Genomic DNA, 20,986 nt, shown 5'->3' on the forward strand with positions numbered 1-20,986 from the left:
AGCATTTGCTGCTCTGCTGTAGAGCAAATTAAAGAGCGTTGCCAATGGCAGTTAAAGTGTTAGTCGTAGACGATTCTAGTTTTTTTCGTCGTCGAGTCAGTGAGATTTTAGAAAAAGACAGTGAAATCAAAGTTATAGATTTTGCAGTTAATGGAAAGGAGGCGGTTGAAAAGGCCGCTTCATTGCGTCCAGACGTAATTACGATGGACGTGGAAATGCCTGTGCTTGATGGGATCAGTGCGGTGAAGCAGATCATGCAGGCCACGCCGACCCCAATCTTAATGTTTTCTTCGTTAACTCGTGAAGGCGCTAGTGCTACGTTAGATGCACTGGATGCAGGCGCTGTAGATTTCTTACCGAAAAAGTTTGAAGACATCGCTCGTAATAGCGAAGAAGCAATTAAATCATTACAAAATAAGGTAAAGGAAATTGGTCGCCGTCGCGTTAGCCGTTTTACTCGCCCTAGTATTGCGACTCCACCAAAGCGCGTCGAGTCTAGAGCAACTCGCGCTGATACAGGACGAGCAACGATCCCTCAACCGGATAGAAGTTTTCAGAGGCCGGTATCTGGTGGCACGTCCAGTGCTGCGGGTGCTAGAGCATCGGGTAAAAAATATGGACTGGTTGCAATTGGTACATCGACAGGTGGACCCGTTGCACTACAAACAATATTGACGCAGCTGCCAGCAAACTTTCCTCATCCAATTTTACTTATCCAGCACATGCCAGCCGCATTTACACCTGCGTTTGCAGCAAGATTAAATAGTTTATGCCAAATTAAGGTTAAAGAAGCTGAGCAAGGTGATAGATTAATGCCTGGTGTGGCCTATTTAGCACCTGGCGGTAAGCAAATGCTGGTTGAAAATCGCGGTGGCAGTAAGACACTAAAAGTGTTTGAAGATGATAGTCCAAGGATCACCTATAAACCCAGCGTTGATGTGACATTTGCAAGTGTTGCAAAAGCTTATGGTGGCGACACGTTAGCGATTGTCCTAACGGGAATGGGCGCAGATGGCCGAGATGGTGCTCGTATGCTAAAACAGGTGGGGGCCACTATTTGGGCGCAAGATGAAGCGACTTGTGTTGTTTATGGTATGCCTCAAGCTGTCGCTGGCGCTGGACTTTCGTCGGATAGTATCGCCCTACAAGACTTTGCTGCGAGAATTAATAAAGAAGCGGGTAACCAATAGACCAAGTCATTACTTGGTTGCTTTGCTTGAAGCTTGTAAATATCAAACGTCTAAAAAGAATGAATAACACTGAGTTGGTATAGTATCTATTGAACGAAATCAATAGTGATAAGCGAAGGAATATAGAGTGAAAATTTGGACAGTAGCAAATCAAAAAGGTGGCGTGGGTAAAACCACGACGACGGTGAGCTTAGGAGGCATTCTTGCTGAGCAGGGTCACCGAGTTTTGCTTATTGATACTGATCCACATGCTTCACTGACATATTACTTTGGTATTGATTCTGAAGAGTTAGAAGTCAGTGTGTATGATATTTTTGCACGCGGCAGCAGCATGACGAGTGAAGAAATTTTACAGTCTCTTTGCCCATCAACCATAGAGAATCTTGATATTTTGCCTGCCACTATGGCCATTGCTACGCTTGATCGTAGTATGGGTAATAAAACGGGCATGGGGCTTATCTTAAAGAAATCGCTCGAAAAAATAGCGGATCAATATGACTATGCTATTTTAGACTGCCCACCAGTGCTTGGGGTACTGATGGTTAACGCATTAGCAGCGAGTGAGCGAATTTTAGTACCTGTCCAAACTGAATTTTTGGCGTTGAAGGGGCTAGATAGAATGATGCGCACGATGGAGCTGATGCAGTCTTCACAGCAAAAACAGTATCAATATACTATTATTCCAACTATGTATGATAAACGGACCAAAGCGTCGTTAGAGGCGTATAAAACGTTGCTAGCAACATACAAAGAGGCCGTTTGGCCAGGTGTGGTTCCTGTAGATACCAAATTTAGGGATGCGAGTCTTGCACAGCAAGTCCCAGTACAATTTTGTCCTAAATCACGAGGCGTGTTCGCTTATCGTGCATTATTGGACTATTTGAAGCAGTTAAGCTAGAGAGAATAATGAGTAAGCATTTATTTGCAAATGAAAAGGTGATGAAGCAGTATCTTGGCGCCCTATTACAAGAGGAGCCAGAGATTGAACAATGCGAATTATCACCGGTTGCAAAGCTACTTGAACAAGTAAAAGAGCCGGAATCCGAACTTGAGGATACAGACCTTCCAGTTGTCGTTGCAACAGAGCCTCAGGAGTCGGCGAGTGAAGTTATTGAAGAACAAGCGGGTAAATTAGCTCAAGATCTTGAAGTCACTGAAAATACATCTATTATCAAAGAACAGACAACGATAGAATCTGTTTCTGCAAGGGAAGCCTATCAAGAAGGTGAATTTCAGGCATTGTTTTTTGAAGTTGCAGGCTTAACACTGGCGGTTCCGCTTAAATCACTTGGGGGAATACACCAACTGGGTGAAGTCAATCAACTCTTTGGTAAACCTAAATGGTTTAAAGGCGTGATGCTAAATCGTGAAGAAAAGCTTAATGTTGTTGATACTGCGCGATGGGTAATGCCTGAGAAGTTAACACCAGAATTAGAAGATGCTCTGGATTACCAGTATTTGATTACGCTTGGGGATAGTAACTGGGGACTGTTAGCAGAGAAACTAGTCAACAATTTAACCCTCAAGCCTGAAGACATAAAGTGGCGCACAGCGGATGGTAAACGGCCTTGGTTGGCTGGGGTGATTAAAGAGAAAATGTGCGCGCTGATTGATGTAGAGAATTTAAACCGTTTGCTAGAACAAGGCCTCGATAGTCGAGAGCAGTAACTAGTATATTGATGGAGTGAAACCATGAGCCAAGATAGACTACTTTCTGCAGACAAAAATGCTGATAGTAATGATGAAGTATTGCAATGGGTTACTTACAAGCTTGAAGAGGAAACTTACGGTATCAATGTAATGCAAGTGCAAGAAGTATTACGTTATACCGAAATTGCACCAGTCCCAGGTGCGCCAAGCTACGTACTCGGGATCATTAATCTGCGTGGTAACGTTGTAACGGTTATAGACACGCGAGCTAGGTTTGGTCTGCAAAGTGCGGAAGTAACGGATAATTCAAGAATTGTGATTATCGAAGCTGAAAAGCAAGTTATAGGTATCTTAGTCGATAGCGTTGCTGAGGTGGTTTACTTACGTAGCTCGGAAATTGACAGCGCGCCAAACATTGGCACCGAAGAAAGCGCTAAGTTTATCCAAGGCGTATCAAATCGAGAAGGCGAGCTATTGATCTTAGTCGATCTTAATAAGCTATTAAGCGATGATGAATGGGATGAGCTGAGTCATATCTAGATGTCTGAAGTAGTAAACGCACAAACCGTTTTACTCGTCATATCAATAACCTCAAGCATACTTGCGTTAGTATGCTTGAGGTTTGTTTTTGTGCTGGGTAAAAAATTACAGAATGCGCAGGGCCAAACAGCGCAACTTTCGAGCTCACTACAAGGATCTGAGCAACAAATAGCAATATTACGCAGCGAAGTTGCAGAGTTACGTGCCAGTATCATGAGTATTGGCAAGCGGGTGGTCGCAACCGAGCAAGAATTAAATGATGTTGCGAATCAGCAAGCGGCACAGAAATATGATGACCCCGACGCAAAAATGTATTCTCGTGCCGTGAAAATGGTGGAACTTGGCGCTGATATTGAAGAGGTGATGCGCGAGTGTGAGTTGCCAAGAGCTGAGGCAGAGCTGCTCATGTCTTTACATAACAAATCAAAATAATCGTCTAGAAAGTAGCAAGTTAGAAAGTAGCAAGTTAGGAAGTTTTGGCTATGCCTTAATATCTAGCTTGCCACGAAAACCTTCCCAGCCAGGTGGAAACTTACCACGCATAACGTAAGAAAAAGCGATGAGTTCAGCAATCACATAGTAGAGCTCCCTTGGGATCTCTTGGTGTAACTCAAGTGCACTGAGTGTTTGTGCTAATGATTCATCCTCATGGATCATGATGTTTTTCTCTTTTGCCAGCGCAATAATTTCCTCTGCCAGCTCGCCATATCCTTTAAAGGTGACCTGAGGTGCGCTTCCAGCTTCATATAACAGTCCGATAGCAGATTTTTGTGTCATCTCTTTTACACCTTAATGTTGATAATTGCGTGTTCATTAAAGAACTTATCTTGAAAGCTGGCTTCTTCCCTAAGGCCTATTTCAGCGACTTGTAGACCATGAGATGCTAACTTATGTCTGAGCGTTGCCAAATGTGGCTCTGCGAGCTGCTTGACCTGATTGGAGGTGGCTACTAATGCACATTCTAGGGCTTTATCCATCAGCTCGGCTTGGGCATGGATCTGACCTTTTTCTGCAAAATCAAAACAAAGACGAATAAACCACACAGACTTCTCTGGCATACCAGGTTTGGGCGACTTTTTATATTCACCTATTTGTAACTGTGTTTGCTGTTGCTCTTGTCCTACTTTGGTGGGGAAGAGCAGGTTAACGATCAACTGTGTTTCGCTGTCTTGTTTCGCAGAGCTGGTAGCTGTGGTTTGTGATTGTTGCGGTTGTAATTGATTATGTAGTTGTCCCAACTCGTTTAACAGCTCTTTTGCTTGTGGTTGTTGTAATGCATCTGCTGTTTGCTTGGGTGAGATCAACTTCAGCTGTGGTAGCAGCGCATCCAGCAATGCTTGTATTTTTTGCGTTGCTTGCTCATTGCTTTGAGCTAGGCTTGCCACCTGACTACCTAATAGCGATACAATTAAGCGGTCCAACATTTGTGTAAAGCTCGATTGGGTTAAACTTGCTGGTGTGTTGGTAAAGGTTGCCATGCCCAGTTGGCTTTCTAACTGGTTTTTAACGGTAAGGGCGTTGACTGAACGGTCATCGAGCAAGCGCGAAAATGCTTGATTTACTAATTTCTGCAATTCAGGAGTTTGTTTGAATGTATCTGCTTTTGCGAGCTTTTCGATGGTTGCAGAAGCTTGGCGTAACATGTTTGGTGTGTTTTCTTTTTGTTCGGGTTTAGCCATGGGCAGAGTAAGCAGGGCTTCAATAACCCCTTTAATCTGATTGCTGGTAGGCTGCGGTACTTGAGAAGGCGTAGCTGTTACTTGTGTGCTTTGTGAATGTGTAGATTGCAACTGGAACGTTTTAGCAGAATCTACAGACGCAGAACTCGCTTTACGATAAAGCGGCCGCTCTAAGACTTGTGTCAGCTGTTCAACTTGCTTATTGCTAAGCGATTGTTTACCTGTGAGGGTGTCCAATAATAAGGACAGGGCTTTTTGTTTCACCTCAAAATCGACCGGTGGCGCTTGATATTTTGGTGTCTCTGCGAGCTGGTGTTGTAAGTAACGAGCAATGGAGTTGGCTAACTTTTCGCTTTGCAAAGGTAAGTGACTTTTTTGCAAAGGTAAGTGACTTTTTTGCAATGGTAATGGTTGTTTTGCCATCAGCTCTGTAAGATTAAGTTTTATTTGGTTTGAGAGTTGTTGTAGTGGCGTGCTCGGCTTATTTTCATTGTGAGCACTTACTTTCTCGCTTGGCGCAAGCAGAGTTGAGACCGAACGACTTAAAACATCATTTTTACCTTTCTTGACTGGGGAGTTCGCGGGCTGATCAACCTGATTTGTGAGTGGCTTCCCAAAAGGTCTTCCGATCAGTACTTGCAACGCTTTTACTACCGTTGACTTAATTTGTTGCAGATTGACTTCAAGTAACGGTTTGTCATACGCCAGCGTATGTACAGATACTAAGCGTGACTCAAGTGGTGAGGGAACTTCCTTATTCACTGCAGTGACTTGTTGCAGCAAAGCGCTAAGCGGCTTTATGGTTTCTACTTTTACTTGTTGTGTAGATTTTGTGATATCAATTCCATTGAAAGCTGTTTTTACTTCGCCCTTTTGCCATGTGGTTGCTGCAGGCCAGTTACTGCTTATTGGCGATAAGGTTACTGAACGGTCATGAATGTTAAGTGTTATCCGACTTGGCTGCGGCTTCACATCAACACTGCTAAGTTGACTAGAGATAAGTTTTGCAATCATTGACTTAGGCAAAGCCGTACTAAACAGCAAGTCTTTAAATTGATTGACGACCTGCAAGGAAACATTACTTTGTTGGGCACTAAGATGCGCAATGAGTTTGTTTTCACTTGCGAGCAATTGTGCCACGGCTTGCGGAAGCGGTACTTTTAAATCAAGCGCCTTAATGTGTAATGTGGCGTCTGGCAACGTGGTTGCTGGAGATTGGACTACAGGGCTTGGCGTATGCGTTTTTAGCGTCGTAAAAATATCAAAAAGCTGTTTTGTCAGCGTTACTTGCGCTTGTAACTTGGGCGTTTGAAAGGTGACCACCTTGCCAGTTTCGTCGATATTAACCTGTGCTTCTGGAAGCTGATTGGGCTGGGTTGGAGGCTTAAGCGCAAGTTGGATAGTTTGCCAGCGACCATCAATTGCCACATCCATTTTTAGTTTATCGTTACTAATTTGGATATTCTTTGCTGCAAACGGTTGGTTTTTGGCTAAGTCTAATCTCGATACTTCGCTATTATCTGTGCTTATCACAGATGCTGTCGTCGTATTTGTTGTAATTGGCAGCTTATTCATTATTTTAAATCAAATTTTCGCTAATCGGTCGCATCGGATTATTCGTATTACCATACCATTATGTTAGACTAACACCCAATTTTAGGTAAAGAGAAGCCCAAGTTTGCTAGAGATAGACGCCGTCACTTGTACCAAACAAGATAGATGCTTGTTTGACTCATTAAGTTTCACTCTCCATGCGGGGCAGATCATGCAAATTGAAGGCCCAAATGGTGCCGGAAAAACCTCTTTGTTGAGGATCATTGCTGGGTTCGCCAGAGCGGACGAAGGGCTGATCCGCTACAACAGCACTGATATCCGTGATGATTATGATTCATTCGCTGCCGATTTATTATTTATTGGTCATAAGACAGGTGTCAATCAACAACTTAGTGCCTACGAAAATGTCCAACATTGGCTTATGGTTCACGGCGCTCAGGCCGATGAAGAAGAAGTTTATACACTGCTTGCCAAGCTCGGTTTAATAGGGCTTGAAGATGTACCTGTGCGGACGTTATCAGCGGGTCAACAGCGCCGTGTTGCGTTAGTACGTTTGTGGCTAAATCAAGCCAAGCTTTGGGTGCTAGATGAACCATTTACTGCGCTGGATAAAAAAGGGGTCGCCATGTTGCAAACCCAATTTCAGTCTCATCTAGACAAGGGGGGCGCCATTTTATTGACGACCCACCAAGATCTCACCGCACATTTTGCACAGTTACAAACCTTGGCGTTGGAGTACCGTTTGTAATGCAGACTCAACATTCTTATTGGTTAGCTTTTAAATCGGTTTATGCCAAAGATGTGACCTTGGCCTTTAGACAACGCGCTGAGATAGTCAATCCTTTGTTGTTTTTCCTTATCGTGATCACCTTATTTCCGTTAGCGATTGGACCTGAACCTGCGCTGCTTACCAGAATGGCACCGGGTATTATTTGGGTAGCGGCGCTTTTATCGACTATGTTAGGTCTAGATAAATTATTTAGGGACGATTACAACGACGGCTCATTAGAGCAATTGATTGCTTCACCTTATCCTTTATCGCTATCAGTATTAGCAAAAGTAGCAGCGCATTGGACAATCAGTGGTTTGCCAATGGTGGTGCTTGCGCCCTTGTTCGCGCTGTTAATGAATCTCGAATCGCAGTCTCTCAATGCAACTGTATTGACCTTACTGATAGGTACACCGTTATTAAGTTTTATTGGGGCTATTGGCGCAGGACTCACCGTTGCATTGCAAAAGGGTGGTATTTTAATGAGTTTACTCGTCCTACCGCTTTATATCCCCGTATTGATTTTTGCAACGTCCGCCATAGATACCAGTAGCATGTCTTTAGCATATGGTGGTCAGCTTGCAATCCTTGGTGCGATGCTTGCCGTCGCAATTATTGCCGCACCAATTGCCATATCGTCAGCTTTAAGAGTGAGTGTAAGTTAAAATGTGGAAGTGGTTACATCCTTATGCCAAAGCGGAGCGTGCTTACCAACTGTGTAACACCTTGCTTCCTTACTTTGCCGTGATTGCGGTAGTGTGCTTAATTGTTGGATGGGTTTGGGGGTTAGCCTATGCGCCAGCCGACTACCAACAAAAAGACAGCTATCGTATTATCTTTATTCATGTGCCGTCGGCTATCTGGTCAATGGGTGCATACTCTTCTATGGCTATTGCGGCTATTGTTGCCTTGGTATGGCAAATTCGTAATGCTGAACTGGCGGTTATTGCCATTGCACCTATTGGTGCAGCAATGACCGCGATTGCGTTAATCACCGGTGCGGCTTGGGGTAAACCTATGTGGGGAGCTTGGTGGGTCTGGGATGCAAGATTGACGTCAGAGCTTATCCTATTGTTTTTGTATTTCGGTGTTTTGTCTCTATATCACGCCTTTGAAGATAAAAAATCAGGTGGTCGAGCTGCCTGTATTCTTGCTATTGTCGGGGTTGTTAATCTGCCTATTATTCATTTCTCGGTAGAGTGGTGGAACACGTTGCATCAGGGATCAACTATCACCAAATTTGATACGTCAGCGATTGATCCTTCCATGTTGTGGCCTTTGTTGATCAACATAGTGGCGTTTGCTGGTGTGCTTGGCGCGGTTACGCTAATTCGTTTGAAAAATGAAATTTTACGAAGCGAGCAACACCGTCCTTGGGTCCGCGAATTAGTGAATAGGGGTTAATCATGCAGTTTGAATCCTTCAGTGAATTTTTAGCCATGGGTGGCTATGGCTTTTATGTTTGGCTCTCATTTGGCTCATGTGCATTAATACTGGCTGGTATTTTAGTCGGCTCTATCTTGGATGGTAAGAAGCTAAAGCAAGCAGTTAAAGCACAAATGGCAAGAGAAGCACGCATTAAAAAAGCAAAAGAGGAGTCGCAAGCATGAATCCTAGACGCAAAAAAAGATTATTCACCGTTGTCGCCGTTATCTTTGGTATTGGCGCAGCGGTCGGGCTTACGCTTTACGCACTACAAGAAAATATTAATTTGTTTTACACGCCGAGCGAGCTTGTTGAAGGTAAAGGTGAGTTAAAAGAAATACCGCAGATCGGTCAGAAACTGCGCATTGGCGGTATGGTTGTGCCAGGTTCAGTGGTGCGTGATGAAACGTCTTTAGATGTGTCATTTAAACTTATCGACACCGGTCCAATGGTTACTATTCGTTATAAAGGCATTCTTCCTGATCTATTCCGTGAAGGTCAAGGTATCGTAGCGCAAGGGACGTTAGTTGAGTCTAATGTAGTTGAAGCGTTTGAAGTACTTGCCAAGCATGATGAAGAGTATATGCCATCAGAAGTGGCAGAAGCCGTGAAAGGCATTAAGCATGAAAAGCCAAAATATAATTTAAACAGCGAGAACTAAGATGGTCCCAGAAATAGGTTACTTCGCCTTAGTTCTGGCGATGGCATTGAGCTTATTACTGTGTATTTTCCCATTGTGGGGTGCTTATACGGGTAATTTGAGGCTGATGAAAGCCGCTCCTTCACTGGCTGTAGGTCAGTGTATTCTAGTTGTTTTCTCATTTATGGTACTGATCTACATCACGTTAATGGATGACTTTACGGTTGCGTATGTGGCGCATCATTCGAGCAGTACTTTGCCTTGGTATTATAAAATCACCTCAACGTGGGGTGGACACGAAGGCGCAATTTTACTGTGGTTGGTAATGCAATCCATGTGGACCATGCTGGTTGCGGTGATGTCGAAGTCGCTACCGTGGGTATTGCGAGCGCGTGTGTTAGGCGTACTTGGCTTTTTAGGTGTGGGCTTTATGCTTTATACCCTGTGGATGTCGAGCCCCTTTGAGCGTTTGCTTCCGTACTTCCCTGTTGAAGGGCGTGATTTGAATCCATTATTGCAAGACCCAGGTATGATCATTCACCCGCCACTCCTTTATATGGGTTACGTTGGCTTATCTGTGTCTTTCTCTTTTGCAATTGCTGCGCTTTTAACCGGTAAACTTGATAATACTTGGGCTAAATGGTCTCGTCCTTGGACAATGGCCGCATGGGGCTTTCTTACTCTAGGCATTACTATTGGTAGTTGGTGGGCGTACTCAGAGCTAGGCTGGGGCGGTTGGTGGTTCTGGGATCCGGTGGAAAACGCTTCACTGATGCCTTGGCTTGTTGCAACCGCTTTATTGCATTCACTTGCAGTAACAGAAAAGCGTGGTGTGTTTAAGTCTTGGACAGTACTACTTGCTATCACCGCGTTTAGTTTATGTTTACTTGGTACCTTTATCGTTCGCTCAGGCATTATCGTATCGGTGCATGCGTTTGCAACCGATCCTGACCGAGGTTTATACATCCTGTCATTCTTAGCTGTGGTTGTGGGTGGCAGCTTAGCGCTTTACGCAATGCGCGTAGCTCAAGTATATAGCGAGGGGCGCTATCAATTCATTTCGCGTGAAGTGGCGTTGTGGATCAACAATATCTTCTTAGTAGTTGCAACCTTGATTGTATTGTTAGGCACGTTATTGCCTATGATCCACAAAGAGCTGGGCTTAGGTTCTATTTCTATTGGCGTGCCTTTCTTTAACCAAATGTTTGCGATACTAATCGTGCCGTTCGCGATTTTGCTGGGTTTAGCCCCTATGCTGCGCTGGAAACAAAATAAAATGCCGCCACTAGTTAAAAAATGGGCTGTATTGATTGTGGTGAGTTTAGTGCTCACAGCGACGTGGTTGTATTCGAGCTATGAAGTGGTGGCACCACTGACATTTGTTGCGACAGCTTTAGCTGTGTGGATAAGTGTGGCTACTGCCGCTGACTTATTTAATAAAGTGACTGTTCACCCAAGTGTTGCAATCGGCTTTAAAAAGCTAGGGCTGAGCTATTGGGCGATGGTACTTGGGCACGTTGGTATTGCCTTTGTTATCGCATCGGTGACTTTAACTTCTGCATACTCAGTTGAGCGCTCAGTGAGCATGAAACCGGGTGAAACGGCGATGCTAAACGAATACGAATATCGCTTTGATGGCGTAAAAGAAATTCGAGGTCCGAACTACGGTGGTCATGCAGGCGTAGTGACAGTATTCAAAAATGGTAAGAAAGTTGTAGAACTACACGCGGAAAAACGTCGTTATGATGTAGGGATGCAGTTTATGACCGAAGCCGCTATTGATGATGGTTTCTTCCGTGATTTATATCTAGCACTCGGCGAGCCGCTTTCTGCAGGCGCGTGGTCGCTGAGGATTTATCACAAACCATACGTGCGTTGGATGTGGCTAGGTGGGCTACTTATCTCTTTTGCCGGCTTCATTGTGCTTGCGGATAAACGCTACCGCAGCCGCGTGAAAAAATTATCCCAAGTGGAGGCTTAACATGAACCGCAAGTTATTAGGTTTAGTGCCTTTTTTGATATTTATTTTCCTGTGTGTATTTTTGTACCAAGGACTATTTGGCAACCCAAGAGAACTTCAGACAGGCCGTTTAGGGCACACGATGCCTGAGTTTTCATTACCCGATTTAATGGATAGTGATAAAACCTGGACTGCCGACTCGCTTAAGGGTGAAGTCTACCTGATGAACGTATGGGGCACTTGGTGCCCAACCTGTATCGCTGAGCTGGGTTATTTAACTGAGCTTAGAGAGCGCGGCGTGAAAATAATAGGTCTGTATTACGAGCAGGCTTATGATCCTGATTTTGGCGACCAGTTTGATATCAATGCATTAAGGCAAGATGTCAATAACATGTTGAGTCGTGCTGGTAACCCATATCAATTTAACATTCTGGATTTGGAGCGTACATTAGCGCTGGATCTTGGAGTTTCAGGCGCGCCAGAGACTTTTTTGGTAGATAAGCAAGGTAAGATTTTGTTGCATCATACTGGCGATATCAATGAACGCGTGTGGCGCACTAAGTTTGCAGCAATCTATCAGGAGTTGGCGCAATGAAATATGTAATTGTTTTGCTTTTAATGATGATTACCGCAGCGGCGCAAGCAACGGAAGACAAATATAACTTTGCTACAGCTGAACGTGAGCAAACTTTCCGAGAGCTGACTCATGAGCTACGCTGCCCGAAATGCCAGAACCAAAACATTGCAGATTCAGATGCCGTCGTAGCCAAAGATCTGCGTGACAAAGTCATCGCTTTGGTTAATGAAGGTCAGTCTAAGCAAGAGGTCATTGATTATATGATCGACCGCTATGGCTATTTCGTTCATTATCAACCACCTGTTACGCCTGCAACGATCGTGCTTTGGGTACTGCCAGTGGCAATCATTATTTTAGGCTTCGGCTTTATTGTATTTCGTCAAAAACGCGCTGCGAAAAAGCAAGATTGGAATGCTGTGGACGAACAAAAGCTGACTGAGCTCATTAATCAATATCAACGTCAGGAGCGTGAGCAGTGAGCGAATTCTCGACAGATTTAACCCAAATGTGGTTTTTGTTTCTTCTGCTGGGCGTATTTGCCGGTCTCTTTGTGGTTTTTCCGTTTATTAAAAAGGAAAGACGCATCACGGTTGATCATGATGCGAATGCCGAGCGTATCGATATTTTCAATCAACGTTTGGAAGAGTTAAAAGAAGAGCTTGCTAATCAGCGTATCGAAAAAGACAGTTATAATGAATCTGTGGTTGAACTCAAGCGTCGCTTATTGAATGAGTTATCGCCTGAACAATCATTGACGAGTCGTGGTGATAACCGTGTGTTGGCGCTGACAGGTATTGCTTTTATGCTGCTGGTGACAGGTGTCTTTTATTACTACACGGGTAGCCACAGGCAAATAGCGAGCTGGCATGAAGCCGTTGAAAAGTTACCTGAGTATGGTGAGCGTGCAGTAATGCAATCTGGAGAGCCGCTAAATGCCAACGAGCTACAAGCATTTGCGCTGGGGCTAAGAACTAAACTAGCAACAGCTGGCGACGACGCAGTTGCATGGATGTTACTTGGTCGTGTTGCAATGTCACTTAGTGACTTTGAGATGGCGATGCAGGCATTTGATAAAGCACTCGTGATGCAACCTAATAACAATAATGTCCTGGTGAATTATAGCCAAGCATTATTGATAGAGGGCTCAGAGCCAAGCATGAATCGCGCGGCCAGAATGTTGTCAAAAGTGCTCAAGAATGATCCAACGAATATTGATGCGATAAGCTTGCTGGCGTTAATTGCCTATGAACGTCAAGATTGGAAAGAGTCAAAAGCCGCTTTTGAAGTCTTGTTGTCACAATTAACCAAAGATGATCCGCGTTATGAGATGATCGCAGGGCGCATTGCTGAAATCGAGCAAAAGTTGGGTCAACAAACAGATGAACCAGTGGCTGTAAAAGCTGGTATTGTCGCTACTGTAACCATTTCAGCTGAGTTACAGAATAACATTCCAAAGGGCAGCACCTTGTTCGTTTTTGCAAAAGCAGCTGAAGGCCCTGCCATGCCATTGGCGGTGGCTAAAATTACAAACTTTAACTTGCCAATGACGGTAAACCTAGATGATAGTATGGCAATGATGCCTGAATTAACCTTGTCGAAATTTTCTCAAGTTACGGTCACCGCACGTATTTCTAATGATGGTTCAGTAATGCCTTCAGATGGAGAACTTGAGGGTGTTTCAAGCGTAATTGAACTTCAACAAGGCGAAAATCAGCTCACTGTCGAGATTAGTCGTGTCTTAACAAATACAGGGAAATAAATGCTTAAAGCTGTGCTCACAGGCTTACTTGCGTTGACCATTGTTGGTTGTGCGCAAGTACCCGAAGAGAAAAAGGATCCACGAGATCCATTTCAATCACTTAACCGCCCACTCTATGATTTCAACATGGATGTGTTGGATGCCTATATTTTGCGTCCTGTTGCTAAAGGGTATGTCGCGGTGACTCCCGCTCCCGTGCGCAGTAGTGTTGTCAATTTCACCACCAACATCGCCGCACCGACCGATGCAGTAAACGCAGCGCTACAGGGTAAGCCTGATCATATGGCAATCAATGTTGCTCGCTTTTTAGTTAATTCTACGGTCGGTATTTTTGGCTTGTTTGATGTAGCGAAAACACTTGGGCTTGAGCTTAAAGACGAAGATTTTGGCCAAACCTTGGGGGTTTGGGGTGTTGGTGATGGTGCGTATATTATGATCCCAGGTATGGGACCGACGACCGCGAGAAACTTAACGGGTGATGTAGTCGATAACTTTGTCTTGCCAGAAATCGCACTCACTACGCCGCAAACAGTATTAGTGTTTGCGCTGCGTGCGGTTGAAGCAAGAGCGGCTTTGATGTCACAAGAAAAGCTGCTAAATGAGTCGCTTGATCCATACACTTTCTTAAAGGATGTATATTATCAACGTCAGTTGTATGAGCTATTCGATGGCAATCCGCCAATGGAAGAAGAGCCGGATGATTTTGATGAGAACTTTTTAGAGAACTTGTAAAAATAAGGTCGGCAATCGCCGACCTTATTTTTACCTTAGTATACGGTTAAAAGCGCCAGTTAAGATTTGCCCAAAGCGTTCGTCCAGGTTCATTGACTCGGTCAATCTGGTCAAAGCCACTTACCGCGGCACCTGAACGACTTAAATGCTCGGCATAGGTTTTATCGAGTACATTATCTACTCCCGCACTGAGCTGTAGTGTATCGCTATATTGATAATTGATATTGAGTGAAAGCGTGCCAAACCCAGCCGTCGCAGTGACGTCCTGCCCTGCAATATTCCCTTGTCCAATCGCCACTCTGTGCTGATGTTGTACTAATCTTACCAACCCGCCTAGTTGCCACTTATCGCTTAATTGGTAATTGCTTGCAATGCGCAGTTGTAGGGGCGGTTGCTGAGCCAATGCGAGATTGTCAGTAAGGTTATTACCCTTTACGTAGTTGATACTACCAGTGAGTTGCAGCGCTTTGCTCGCTTGCCACATTACTTCACCCTCAAAACCGAAGGTTTCCGCGTCAATATTTCTGGTCACTTTTGACGTCATATTCATCTTTTCAAACATATTGTCGATTAATAAATAGTCGTCAATTTGGTTATAGAACACCGAGAAATTGACGTTAATGTCTTTGAACTGCTTTACCAATCCAGCATCGAATTGCACGGTTTTTTCAGTATCGACATTAAAGGCAGAAATAGATGTTTCACTTCCTCGGTTACCTCCGACTACTTCCCAATAGTCGGGAAAGCGCTCTGTAACGCCGAAGCCGACAAAATAGCTGCTGTTTTCAGATTGTGCTTGATAACGGCTAAATCCGCTGAATAATGTATCGTCTCGTGTTTGTAGGGCGGTTGGGTTTGGTTTCATCGACATCATTGTGCTCATCATGGTGCGATGATCTTCACTTTGCCAATCATCAATGCGTAATCCGCTGACCCATTGGCTGGAGTGACTCAATTGATATTCGAACTCGGCAAATACACCGAGTTGTCTAAATTCAGCATCTATCTGGCGCGGCATCGTTTCTACCGGATTATTGAATTGATCTCGGCTGACTCGATTGCGATGCTCGTTTGCTTGATAATCGACACCGTAAATAAAAGTATGTTGGGCATTGATTTCTGAAGTCAACGTAAGCTTTGCGCCATAAGTTTTACGGTCAGGATTGGAGGAGGTTGGCGTTTTCATCATCATGTTAGCAACAAAAGGACGTAAGCTATGATTGTCCATGATGTGGTCAACGTAGTTATAGTATGCGTTGAATTTTAACTCTTCAATCAGTGATGAAAGGGAAGATAATTTGATATTCAGGCCAATATTTTCTCGGTCGAAGAGGCTGCCATCCATCATTCGGTCGGCATAGGCAACTTCACCATCGCTTACCCCGTAAGTGATAGAGTAAAAGGCGTCATCGCTTGGGGTGTAGGCAAACTCTGTGTCTATATTCCAGCGTTCATACGCTGAGTGAACTTTGGTGCCATTACCATCTTCATAATCATCTGCATCACTGTAATTTGCTGCGATCCGGGCGTATCCGCGTTCATTACCAGCCTTGATATCACTGTTGACACTGTAGCGGCCTTGGCTCGAAAGCACCGCATTAGTAAAGCCAATCAGTTCAGATTTAGCTAGGCGTTCATTTTCACGGCCAAATACCACAGTCGCAGCGCTGTTACTAGGACCATAGAGCACAGTTTGTGGGCCTTTGATGATTTTTAATGTGTCGTAGGATTGTGGCGTAATATATGCTGTTGGCGGGTCCATGCGGCTACCGCAACCACCAAGCGTTTGACCATTATTGGCGATAATGGCAATTCTAGATCCTGCCATGCCACGAAACACAGGGTCAGCGCTTGCGCCGCCTTTTTTAATTAGTGAGAACCCCGTAATTGAAGAGAGTAAATCCGCGCCATCTTGTGCTGGTAGTGGTTGCCGTACTGCTTTGGTATCCGTTGTTAGCGTAATTGGTGTTTGCATTGGTGCAATAACAACGATTTTTTCAATTTCATCAGCATGGGTGATGGGGGATAAGGAAACAATAGCAAGAGAGAGTAGGGTGCGTTTCATAAGTTCACTTTGAAGTTGTTTTAGTGCACTTATTTTATCGCTATCAGGTGCTTAGCGGGATGCGACAGATTGTCGCATCCTTTGGCTAGTTACTCTATCGCTTTTATTTGAGTGTCACTCCAAATTTGCGATTTTTGATATAGCTCTGCGATATTTTGGCTGGTTAAGCCAAGAGATTTTGAGATGGTTTCAATGCTATCCCAGTCACCTTTTTCTAGAGATTCAGCAAGGTCCAGATAAATACCAAAAGCACTCGGTTTTTTCAGTAGGGTTGATTTAATTTCTTGAGATAATGGTAATTTCGTCAATAAGCTCGCCATATCGTCATCAAGAATGGCATCCATAAGTGACATCATGCCAACCAAAAATGTGCTCCCGGTATCAGAAATCTTGTTGGCCTCGGTTGCTATTGCTTCCATAAAGTGTGCCCGTAATAAGGAGAGTGAAAGCAGCTCTTTAGGCTTTTCAGTATTGAGCTGTGAGGCAAATAGCAAGGAGATCAGACGTTTAAGCTCTTCACTACCGAGTACCACTAAAGCCTGTTTAATCGTCGATATCTCTGCCCGACGCTTAAAAACGGCACTATTCGCGTAGCGAAGTAGTTTGTAGCTTAGGTTTACATCGCGTTCAAAGACCTGTGTGATCCTAGCAAGATCGGGCTCAACGCTCGAAGTTTCATAAAGTAACTCAGCCATCGCCAATTCGGAAGGGGCCAGCGCTTTGGTTTTGACCATTTCGGGCTTGGCGAAAAAGAAGCCTTGAAAATATTTGAATCCAAGCGATTTGGCGAGTTCAAACTGCTCGTAGGTTTCAACTTTCTCTGCCACTAAATCAATATCAGGAAAATCCTGTATTGCGGCTTTAATGACATTGATTTGCTCAACATTCGTTGCCAACAAATCAATTTTTATCTGGTCGATATAGGGGAAAAAATGGCGCCACACATTTTGGTGGTGGTAATCGTCAAGCGAAAGAGTATAGCCTTGCTCTTTGAGCTCTTTTACACAGGCTAAAAGTCTTTTTCCTGGTTGTACGGTTTCCAATATTTCTACAACGACTTGATCGGGCGCTAACATTTGCACATAGCCTTTTGCCAGTGTCTCTAAGGTGAAGTTAATGTAAGCGGGGAGTTGATTCGTTAGATCATCTAGACCAAAGGTAAACTGACTACCTTCAACCAAGCGACTTGTGGCTTCATCGCCGTCAATTTCGGGAAATACATTATTTAAACTATCACGAAATAGAAGTTCGTAGCCAATCAATTCCCTTTGGACATCAAAAATTGGCTGACGAGCCGCGTAAAAGTACATAAATACTACCGTCCAAACAAAATACTATAGGGTTAAATATAAGGTAAAAGTGCAGTCAGGTCACGCTGGGAAATTGCATTTAAAGAATATGGGTAAATACTGAACATGGAGTGAATAATAACTAACCAGCTGAATTAGGTACGAATAAAATACTGTTTTGGTCAACGGTCGCAGGTGGTTGGGTGTATGGTTTGTGCGTGTTATAGTGGGTCTTTATGTTTTTGGCTTTTATTCAAAGTGAGTTAGAAATCGAATAATTAAGTGATAGAAAAAGCTCACATTTGGAGAAGAGCCCAACTAACAATTAGGAGGCTAATTTGGAGATAGGTACGATAATCTCTCTCGCACTATATTTTATTGCGATGTTGGGAATTGGGTTATACGCATATAAAAAGTCGACCAGTGATGTGTCAGGCTACATGTTGGGCGGTCGTAGCTTACCACCAAGTGTAGCGGCACTTTCAGCTGGCGCATCCGACATGAGTGGTTGGATCTTAATGGGTCTGCCAGGCGCTATGTTCCTTTATGGTTTTAGCAGTACATGGATTGCAATAGGTCTTGTGATTGGTGCTTGGTTTAACTATTTATTGGTTGCACCGCGCCTACGTGTTTACACAGAGTATGCAAATGACGCGATAACCATTCCTGACTACTTTGCAAATCGTTTCGAAGATAAAGGAAACGCGTTAAGAATAGTCTCTGCGTTAGTGATCATTGTTTTCTTCACGCTTTATACCTCTTCTGGTGTGGTTGCCGGTGGTAAGCTGTTTGAAAGTTCATTTGGCATGAGTTATGAGAGCGGTTTATACATCACGACCAGTGTTGTTGTGCTTTATACTTTATTTGGTGGCTTTTTAGCGGTAAGTCTGACCGACTTTGTACAAGGCTGCATTATGTTTATCGCTTTGATTTTAGTGCCTTTAGTTACCTTCTCACTGCTCGATAATCCGCTATCTCAAACATTAAATGAGCTAAATCCAACTATGTTAACTTGGGTAGGCTCGGCTGGCGCAATTGGTATTATTTCAGCAATGTCTTGGGGTCTTGGCTACTTTGGTCAACCTCATATTATCGTGCGCTTTATGTCTGTTCGAAGTGTTAAAGACATGCCAACAGCGCGTCGCATAGGGATGAGCTGGATGATAGTCGCTGCCCTCGGTGCCGTGGGAACTGGTTTGTTTGGTGCTGCATACTCACATGAACATGGGATTGTTGTAGACGATGCCGAGACCATTTTTTTGATTTTATCTCAGCTATTGTTCCACCCACTGATCGCAGGTTTCTTACTCGCAGCAATTCTTGCTGCAATTATGAGTACTATTTCTTCGCAGTTGTTAGTGAGTTCGAGCTCTTTGACAGAAGACTTTTATAAGATTTTTATCCACAGAGCTGCGACAGACAAAGAACTTGTGCTTGTTGGTCGTATTAGTGTGTTAGTTGTAGCGCTTGCTGCAATTTATCTTGCATACGACAGAGATAGCTCGATTCTAGATCTTGTAAGTAATGCTTGGGCTGGTTTTGGTGCGGCATTTGGCCCACTGGTGCTGATAAGCTTATTCTGGTCTCGCATGAACTTTGCTGGAGCACTTGCTGGTATGGTATCTGGTGCGGTGACTGTGTTGGTATGGATCTACGGTCCGTTTACTTATAATGGTGAGCCGCTTAGCGCGACATTATATGAAATTGTCCCTGGGTTTATTGTCGCGACAGTCGCTATCTTTGCTGTCAGCCTAATGACCAAGGAGCCAAGTAAAGAGATCACGACCCTATTTTATAAAGTAGAAAAAGCGCTTGATTAAAGTCGGTTGAAGCGAATAAAAAACGGAGCATTTGCTCCGTTTTTTATTTCTTAAATATACGTATATACGGTTTAACAGTCACTTTAAGCTTGTTCTTTTAAGTGGTTAATCACGACTTCATGGTGATCTTTGGTTTTAAACTTATTGAACACGTGCTTGATGGTACCGTCTTGACCGACTAAGAAAGATAGGCGATGAATGCCATCATATTCTTTACCCATAAATTTCTTTAGTCCCCACACACCAAATTCATCGGCTACCGCGTGGTCTTCATCCGAAAGTAAGTCAAAGTTGAGCTCTTTTTTGTTTTCAAAGTTCTTTAACTTTTTCACAGGATCTGGACTAATGCCAACGGCTACGGTGTTTAATTCAGCCAGTTCAGCTTTGTGGTCGCGTAGATTTTCGGCCTGAACCGTACAGCCAGGGGTCAATGCTTTAGGATAAAAATAGACTAAAACTTGGTGAGACTTTAATAAAGTAGCAAGTTCAACGGTCTCGTCGTTTTGGTTTTGCAGTGAAAATAGTGGCGCTTGATCACCAACTTTTAAAGTATTCATAGTAAATCCTTAGCGAATGCGTCTAAATATATAGTCTACGTTTAAGGAGTGAGAAAGATCTTCGAACTGAACTTTAAAGTTATCAATATCCACATCCACTGGAATATTGAACTCAAGCTCGCAGCGCATATGTAGCTCGTCTTCTTGCTCAAAGGTATCTGACTTCAGTGAACAAATATTCACTCCTTGTGCTGCAAAATAGCGCGTTACTTTGCTGAGTGTACCGGGAGTATCTAGTCCTTCATATTCCAATGTATAACCTGCACTGTATTCGCCTTGCTGATGGCTCGACGTGCGTTTCATCATGGTTAAGAGACCGAGTTCCATCCCTTTTGCTGGTAAGGTATGTTCTACACGACTAATAGACGCCATGTCACCGGCGAGTAACATAATAAAGGTAAATTCATTTCCCAATATTGCGATACGACTGTCGATAATATTACAGTTGCAGTCACTCACAAGCTGTGTCAATTCGCCAACAATACCAGATCTGTCTTCTCCTATTGCGGTTAAGACAAGTTGATGGTTTGCATGCATGGTCATTTTGGAACCTCTGATTTCACGTAATGCGCTCAAGGTTAATAGTTAACGCGAAATACTACCATATCTGAGTTTTAGCGCTAGCGCGTTGTAATAAAAAATAGAATTAGGGTTGCGCGGCATGGTTGCTTGTTTTTCTAATGTATGACAAGTAACATAAGGCAAAATTTTGGCTATGGGCTACGTGTTCCCACTATAGTACGTGGAATATTTGATACCATAGCGTTATTAATTCAGAGA

22 protein-coding genes are annotated in these 20,986 nt (G+C 43.7%); 16 read left to right on the forward strand and 6 right to left on the reverse strand.

All coding sequences use genetic code 11. The features are described 5' to 3' along the window. Window positions 1–44: 44 nt before the first annotated feature. From JJQ94_RS11410 to JJQ94_RS11430, 5 genes are all read left to right on the forward strand, one after another. A complete protein-coding gene (locus JJQ94_RS11410; RefSeq protein WP_099030285.1) occupies window positions 45–1,190 on the forward strand; it encodes a protein-glutamate methylesterase/protein-glutamine glutaminase in 1,146 nt (381 codons plus the stop codon). A 127-nt stretch (window positions 1,191–1,317) separates the two neighbouring features. Further along, window positions 1,318–2,088, forward strand: coding sequence for a ParA family protein (locus JJQ94_RS11415; RefSeq protein ID WP_010369100.1), 771 nt, complete (start codon window positions 1,318–1,320; stop codon window positions 2,086–2,088). Window positions 2,089–2,096: 8 nt separating this feature from the next. Next, the gene (locus JJQ94_RS11420) at window positions 2,097–2,858 is read left to right on the forward strand and encodes a chemotaxis protein CheW (protein ID WP_099030286.1); all 762 of its coding nucleotides are present in this window, start codon (window positions 2,097–2,099) and stop codon (window positions 2,856–2,858) included. A gap of 24 nt (window positions 2,859–2,882) precedes the next feature. After that, the gene (locus JJQ94_RS11425) at window positions 2,883–3,380 is read left to right on the forward strand and encodes a chemotaxis protein CheW (protein ID WP_010369098.1); all 498 of its coding nucleotides are present in this window, start codon (window positions 2,883–2,885) and stop codon (window positions 3,378–3,380) included. Then, on the forward strand, window positions 3,381–3,812 hold the full coding sequence (locus JJQ94_RS11430; protein WP_095728237.1) for a DUF2802 domain-containing protein: 432 nt from the start codon (window positions 3,381–3,383) through the stop codon (window positions 3,810–3,812). Between the two features lie 48 nt (window positions 3,813–3,860). Here JJQ94_RS11430 and JJQ94_RS11435 read toward each other — a convergent pair whose 3' ends face one another. Together JJQ94_RS11435 and fliK are read right to left on the reverse strand one after the other, a co-directional pair. After that, window positions 3,861–4,157, reverse strand: a complete 297-nt coding sequence (locus JJQ94_RS11435) for an EscU/YscU/HrcU family type III secretion system export apparatus switch protein (RefSeq protein WP_099030287.1) — start codon at window positions 4,155–4,157, stop codon at window positions 3,861–3,863. Window positions 4,158–4,162: 5 nt separating this feature from the next. Further along, window positions 4,163–6,634, reverse strand: a complete 2,472-nt coding sequence (fliK, locus tag JJQ94_RS11440; RefSeq protein ID WP_099030288.1) for a flagellar hook-length control protein FliK — start codon at window positions 6,632–6,634, stop codon at window positions 4,163–4,165. Between the two features lie 103 nt (window positions 6,635–6,737). Between fliK and ccmA the strand changes: the two genes are divergently transcribed. The 10 genes from ccmA to JJQ94_RS11490 are packed head-to-tail and all read left to right on the forward strand — an operon-like array spanning window position 6,738 to window position 14,475. Further along, window positions 6,738–7,361, forward strand: a complete 624-nt coding sequence (gene ccmA, locus JJQ94_RS11445; protein ID WP_099030289.1) for a cytochrome c biogenesis heme-transporting ATPase CcmA — start codon at window positions 6,738–6,740, stop codon at window positions 7,359–7,361. Next, window positions 7,361–8,047: a heme exporter protein CcmB gene (gene ccmB / locus JJQ94_RS11450; protein ID WP_099030290.1), complete on the forward strand. Its 687-nt coding sequence runs from the start codon at window positions 7,361–7,363 to the stop codon at window positions 8,045–8,047. The genes ccmA and ccmB overlap by 1 nt, the downstream gene beginning before the upstream one ends. A 1-nt stretch (window position 8,048) precedes the next feature. Then, entirely contained in the window at window positions 8,049–8,786 is a 738-nt protein-coding gene (locus JJQ94_RS11455) for a heme ABC transporter permease (RefSeq protein ID WP_099030291.1), read from the forward strand. Window positions 8,787–8,788: 2 nt separating this feature from the next. After that, window positions 8,789–8,992: a heme exporter protein CcmD gene (ccmD, locus tag JJQ94_RS11460; RefSeq protein WP_099030292.1), complete on the forward strand. Its 204-nt coding sequence runs from the start codon at window positions 8,789–8,791 to the stop codon at window positions 8,990–8,992. Further along, window positions 8,989–9,468 (forward strand): cytochrome c maturation protein CcmE, encoded by a 480-nt coding sequence (gene ccmE / locus JJQ94_RS11465; protein ID WP_010369083.1) that lies wholly within the window; start codon window positions 8,989–8,991, stop codon window positions 9,466–9,468. The genes ccmD and ccmE overlap by 4 nt, the downstream gene beginning before the upstream one ends. A 1-nt stretch (window position 9,469) precedes the next feature. Continuing rightward, entirely contained in the window at window positions 9,470–11,428 is a 1,959-nt protein-coding gene (locus JJQ94_RS11470; protein ID WP_099030293.1) for a heme lyase CcmF/NrfE family subunit, read from the forward strand. Window position 11,429: 1 nt separating this feature from the next. Then, window positions 11,430–12,002, forward strand: a complete 573-nt coding sequence (locus JJQ94_RS11475) for a redoxin family protein (RefSeq protein ID WP_095728243.1) — start codon at window positions 11,430–11,432, stop codon at window positions 12,000–12,002. Next, window positions 11,999–12,463 (forward strand): cytochrome c-type biogenesis protein, encoded by a 465-nt coding sequence (locus JJQ94_RS11480; RefSeq protein WP_099030294.1) that lies wholly within the window; start codon window positions 11,999–12,001, stop codon window positions 12,461–12,463. Before JJQ94_RS11475 ends, JJQ94_RS11480 begins: the two co-directional genes overlap by 4 nt. 26 nt (window positions 12,464–12,489) lie before the next feature. Then, the gene (ccmI, locus tag JJQ94_RS11485; protein ID WP_442960338.1) at window positions 12,490–13,743 is read left to right on the forward strand and encodes a c-type cytochrome biogenesis protein CcmI; all 1,254 of its coding nucleotides are present in this window, start codon (window positions 12,490–12,492) and stop codon (window positions 13,741–13,743) included. After that, window positions 13,744–14,475, forward strand: a complete 732-nt coding sequence (locus JJQ94_RS11490) for an MlaA family lipoprotein (protein WP_017218026.1) — start codon at window positions 13,744–13,746, stop codon at window positions 14,473–14,475. Between the two features lie 46 nt (window positions 14,476–14,521). On the opposite strand, the gene JJQ94_RS11495 is transcribed toward JJQ94_RS11490, so the two are convergent. Continuing rightward, the gene (locus JJQ94_RS11495) at window positions 14,522–16,540 is read right to left on the reverse strand and encodes a TonB-dependent copper receptor (RefSeq protein WP_099030296.1); all 2,019 of its coding nucleotides are present in this window, start codon (window positions 16,538–16,540) and stop codon (window positions 14,522–14,524) included. Window positions 16,541–16,629: 89 nt separating this feature from the next. Further along, window positions 16,630–17,850 carry an EAL and HDOD domain-containing protein gene (locus tag JJQ94_RS11500; RefSeq protein ID WP_099030297.1) on the reverse strand — a complete coding sequence of 407 codons (1,221 nt, stop codon included), beginning with the start codon at window positions 17,848–17,850 and terminating at the stop codon, window positions 16,630–16,632. Window positions 17,851–18,167: 317 nt separating this feature from the next. Here JJQ94_RS11500 and putP point away from each other — a divergent pair, with 317 nt between their 5' ends. Next, on the forward strand, window positions 18,168–19,649 hold the full coding sequence (gene putP / locus JJQ94_RS11505; protein ID WP_099030298.1) for a sodium/proline symporter PutP: 1,482 nt from the start codon (window positions 18,168–18,170) through the stop codon (window positions 19,647–19,649). 83 nt (window positions 19,650–19,732) lie between these two features. Here putP and bcp read toward each other — a convergent pair whose 3' ends face one another. Beyond that, the gene (gene bcp, locus JJQ94_RS11510; RefSeq protein ID WP_010369066.1) at window positions 19,733–20,206 is read right to left on the reverse strand and encodes a thioredoxin-dependent thiol peroxidase; all 474 of its coding nucleotides are present in this window, start codon (window positions 20,204–20,206) and stop codon (window positions 19,733–19,735) included. A gap of 9 nt (window positions 20,207–20,215) precedes the next feature. Next, a complete protein-coding gene (locus JJQ94_RS11515) occupies window positions 20,216–20,749 on the reverse strand; it encodes a glycine cleavage system protein R (protein WP_010369065.1) in 534 nt (177 codons plus the stop codon). Between the last annotated feature and the right edge of the window lie 237 nt (window positions 20,750–20,986).

Origin of the sequence: Pseudoalteromonas sp. GCY (assembly GCF_016695175.1) — a bacterium.
Lineage (GTDB): Bacteria > Pseudomonadota > Gammaproteobacteria > Enterobacterales > Alteromonadaceae > Pseudoalteromonas.

What these genes read in the sequence shown, in the direction of transcription:
- JJQ94_RS11410 (WP_099030285.1), top strand. Translation starts at nt 45, where the DNA reads ATGGCAGTTAAAGTGTTAGTCGTAGACGATTCTAGTTTTTTTCGTCGT.
- JJQ94_RS11420 (WP_099030286.1), top strand. Translation starts at nt 2,097, where the DNA reads ATGAGTAAGCATTTATTTGCAAATGAAAAGGTGATGAAGCAGTATCTT.
- JJQ94_RS11425 (WP_010369098.1), top strand. Translation starts at nt 2,883, where the DNA reads ATGAGCCAAGATAGACTACTTTCTGCAGACAAAAATGCTGATAGTAAT.
- JJQ94_RS11430 (WP_095728237.1), top strand. Translation starts at nt 3,381, where the DNA reads ATGTCTGAAGTAGTAAACGCACAAACCGTTTTACTCGTCATATCAATA.
- JJQ94_RS11435 (WP_099030287.1), bottom strand. Translation starts at nt 4,157, where the DNA reads ATGACACAAAAATCTGCTATCGGACTGTTATATGAAGCTGGAAGCGCA.
- fliK (WP_099030288.1), bottom strand. Translation starts at nt 6,634, where the DNA reads ATGAATAAGCTGCCAATTACAACAAATACGACGACAGCATCTGTGATA.
- ccmB (WP_099030290.1), top strand. Translation starts at nt 7,361, where the DNA reads ATGCAGACTCAACATTCTTATTGGTTAGCTTTTAAATCGGTTTATGCC.
- JJQ94_RS11455 (WP_099030291.1), top strand. Translation starts at nt 8,049, where the DNA reads ATGTGGAAGTGGTTACATCCTTATGCCAAAGCGGAGCGTGCTTACCAA.
- ccmD (WP_099030292.1), top strand. Translation starts at nt 8,789, where the DNA reads ATGCAGTTTGAATCCTTCAGTGAATTTTTAGCCATGGGTGGCTATGGC.
- ccmE (WP_010369083.1), top strand. Translation starts at nt 8,989, where the DNA reads ATGAATCCTAGACGCAAAAAAAGATTATTCACCGTTGTCGCCGTTATC.
- JJQ94_RS11470 (WP_099030293.1), top strand. Translation starts at nt 9,470, where the DNA reads ATGGTCCCAGAAATAGGTTACTTCGCCTTAGTTCTGGCGATGGCATTG.
- JJQ94_RS11475 (WP_095728243.1), top strand. Translation starts at nt 11,430, where the DNA reads ATGAACCGCAAGTTATTAGGTTTAGTGCCTTTTTTGATATTTATTTTC.
- JJQ94_RS11480 (WP_099030294.1), top strand. Translation starts at nt 11,999, where the DNA reads ATGAAATATGTAATTGTTTTGCTTTTAATGATGATTACCGCAGCGGCG.
- ccmI (WP_442960338.1), top strand. Translation starts at nt 12,490, where the DNA reads ATGTGGTTTTTGTTTCTTCTGCTGGGCGTATTTGCCGGTCTCTTTGTG.
- JJQ94_RS11490 (WP_017218026.1), top strand. Translation starts at nt 13,744, where the DNA reads ATGCTTAAAGCTGTGCTCACAGGCTTACTTGCGTTGACCATTGTTGGT.
- JJQ94_RS11495 (WP_099030296.1), bottom strand. Translation starts at nt 16,540, where the DNA reads ATGAAACGCACCCTACTCTCTCTTGCTATTGTTTCCTTATCCCCCATC.
- JJQ94_RS11500 (WP_099030297.1), bottom strand. Translation starts at nt 17,850, where the DNA reads ATGTACTTTTACGCGGCTCGTCAGCCAATTTTTGATGTCCAAAGGGAA.
- bcp (WP_010369066.1), bottom strand. Translation starts at nt 20,206, where the DNA reads ATGAATACTTTAAAAGTTGGTGATCAAGCGCCACTATTTTCACTGCAA.
- JJQ94_RS11515 (WP_010369065.1), bottom strand. Translation starts at nt 20,749, where the DNA reads ATGACCATGCATGCAAACCATCAACTTGTCTTAACCGCAATAGGAGAA.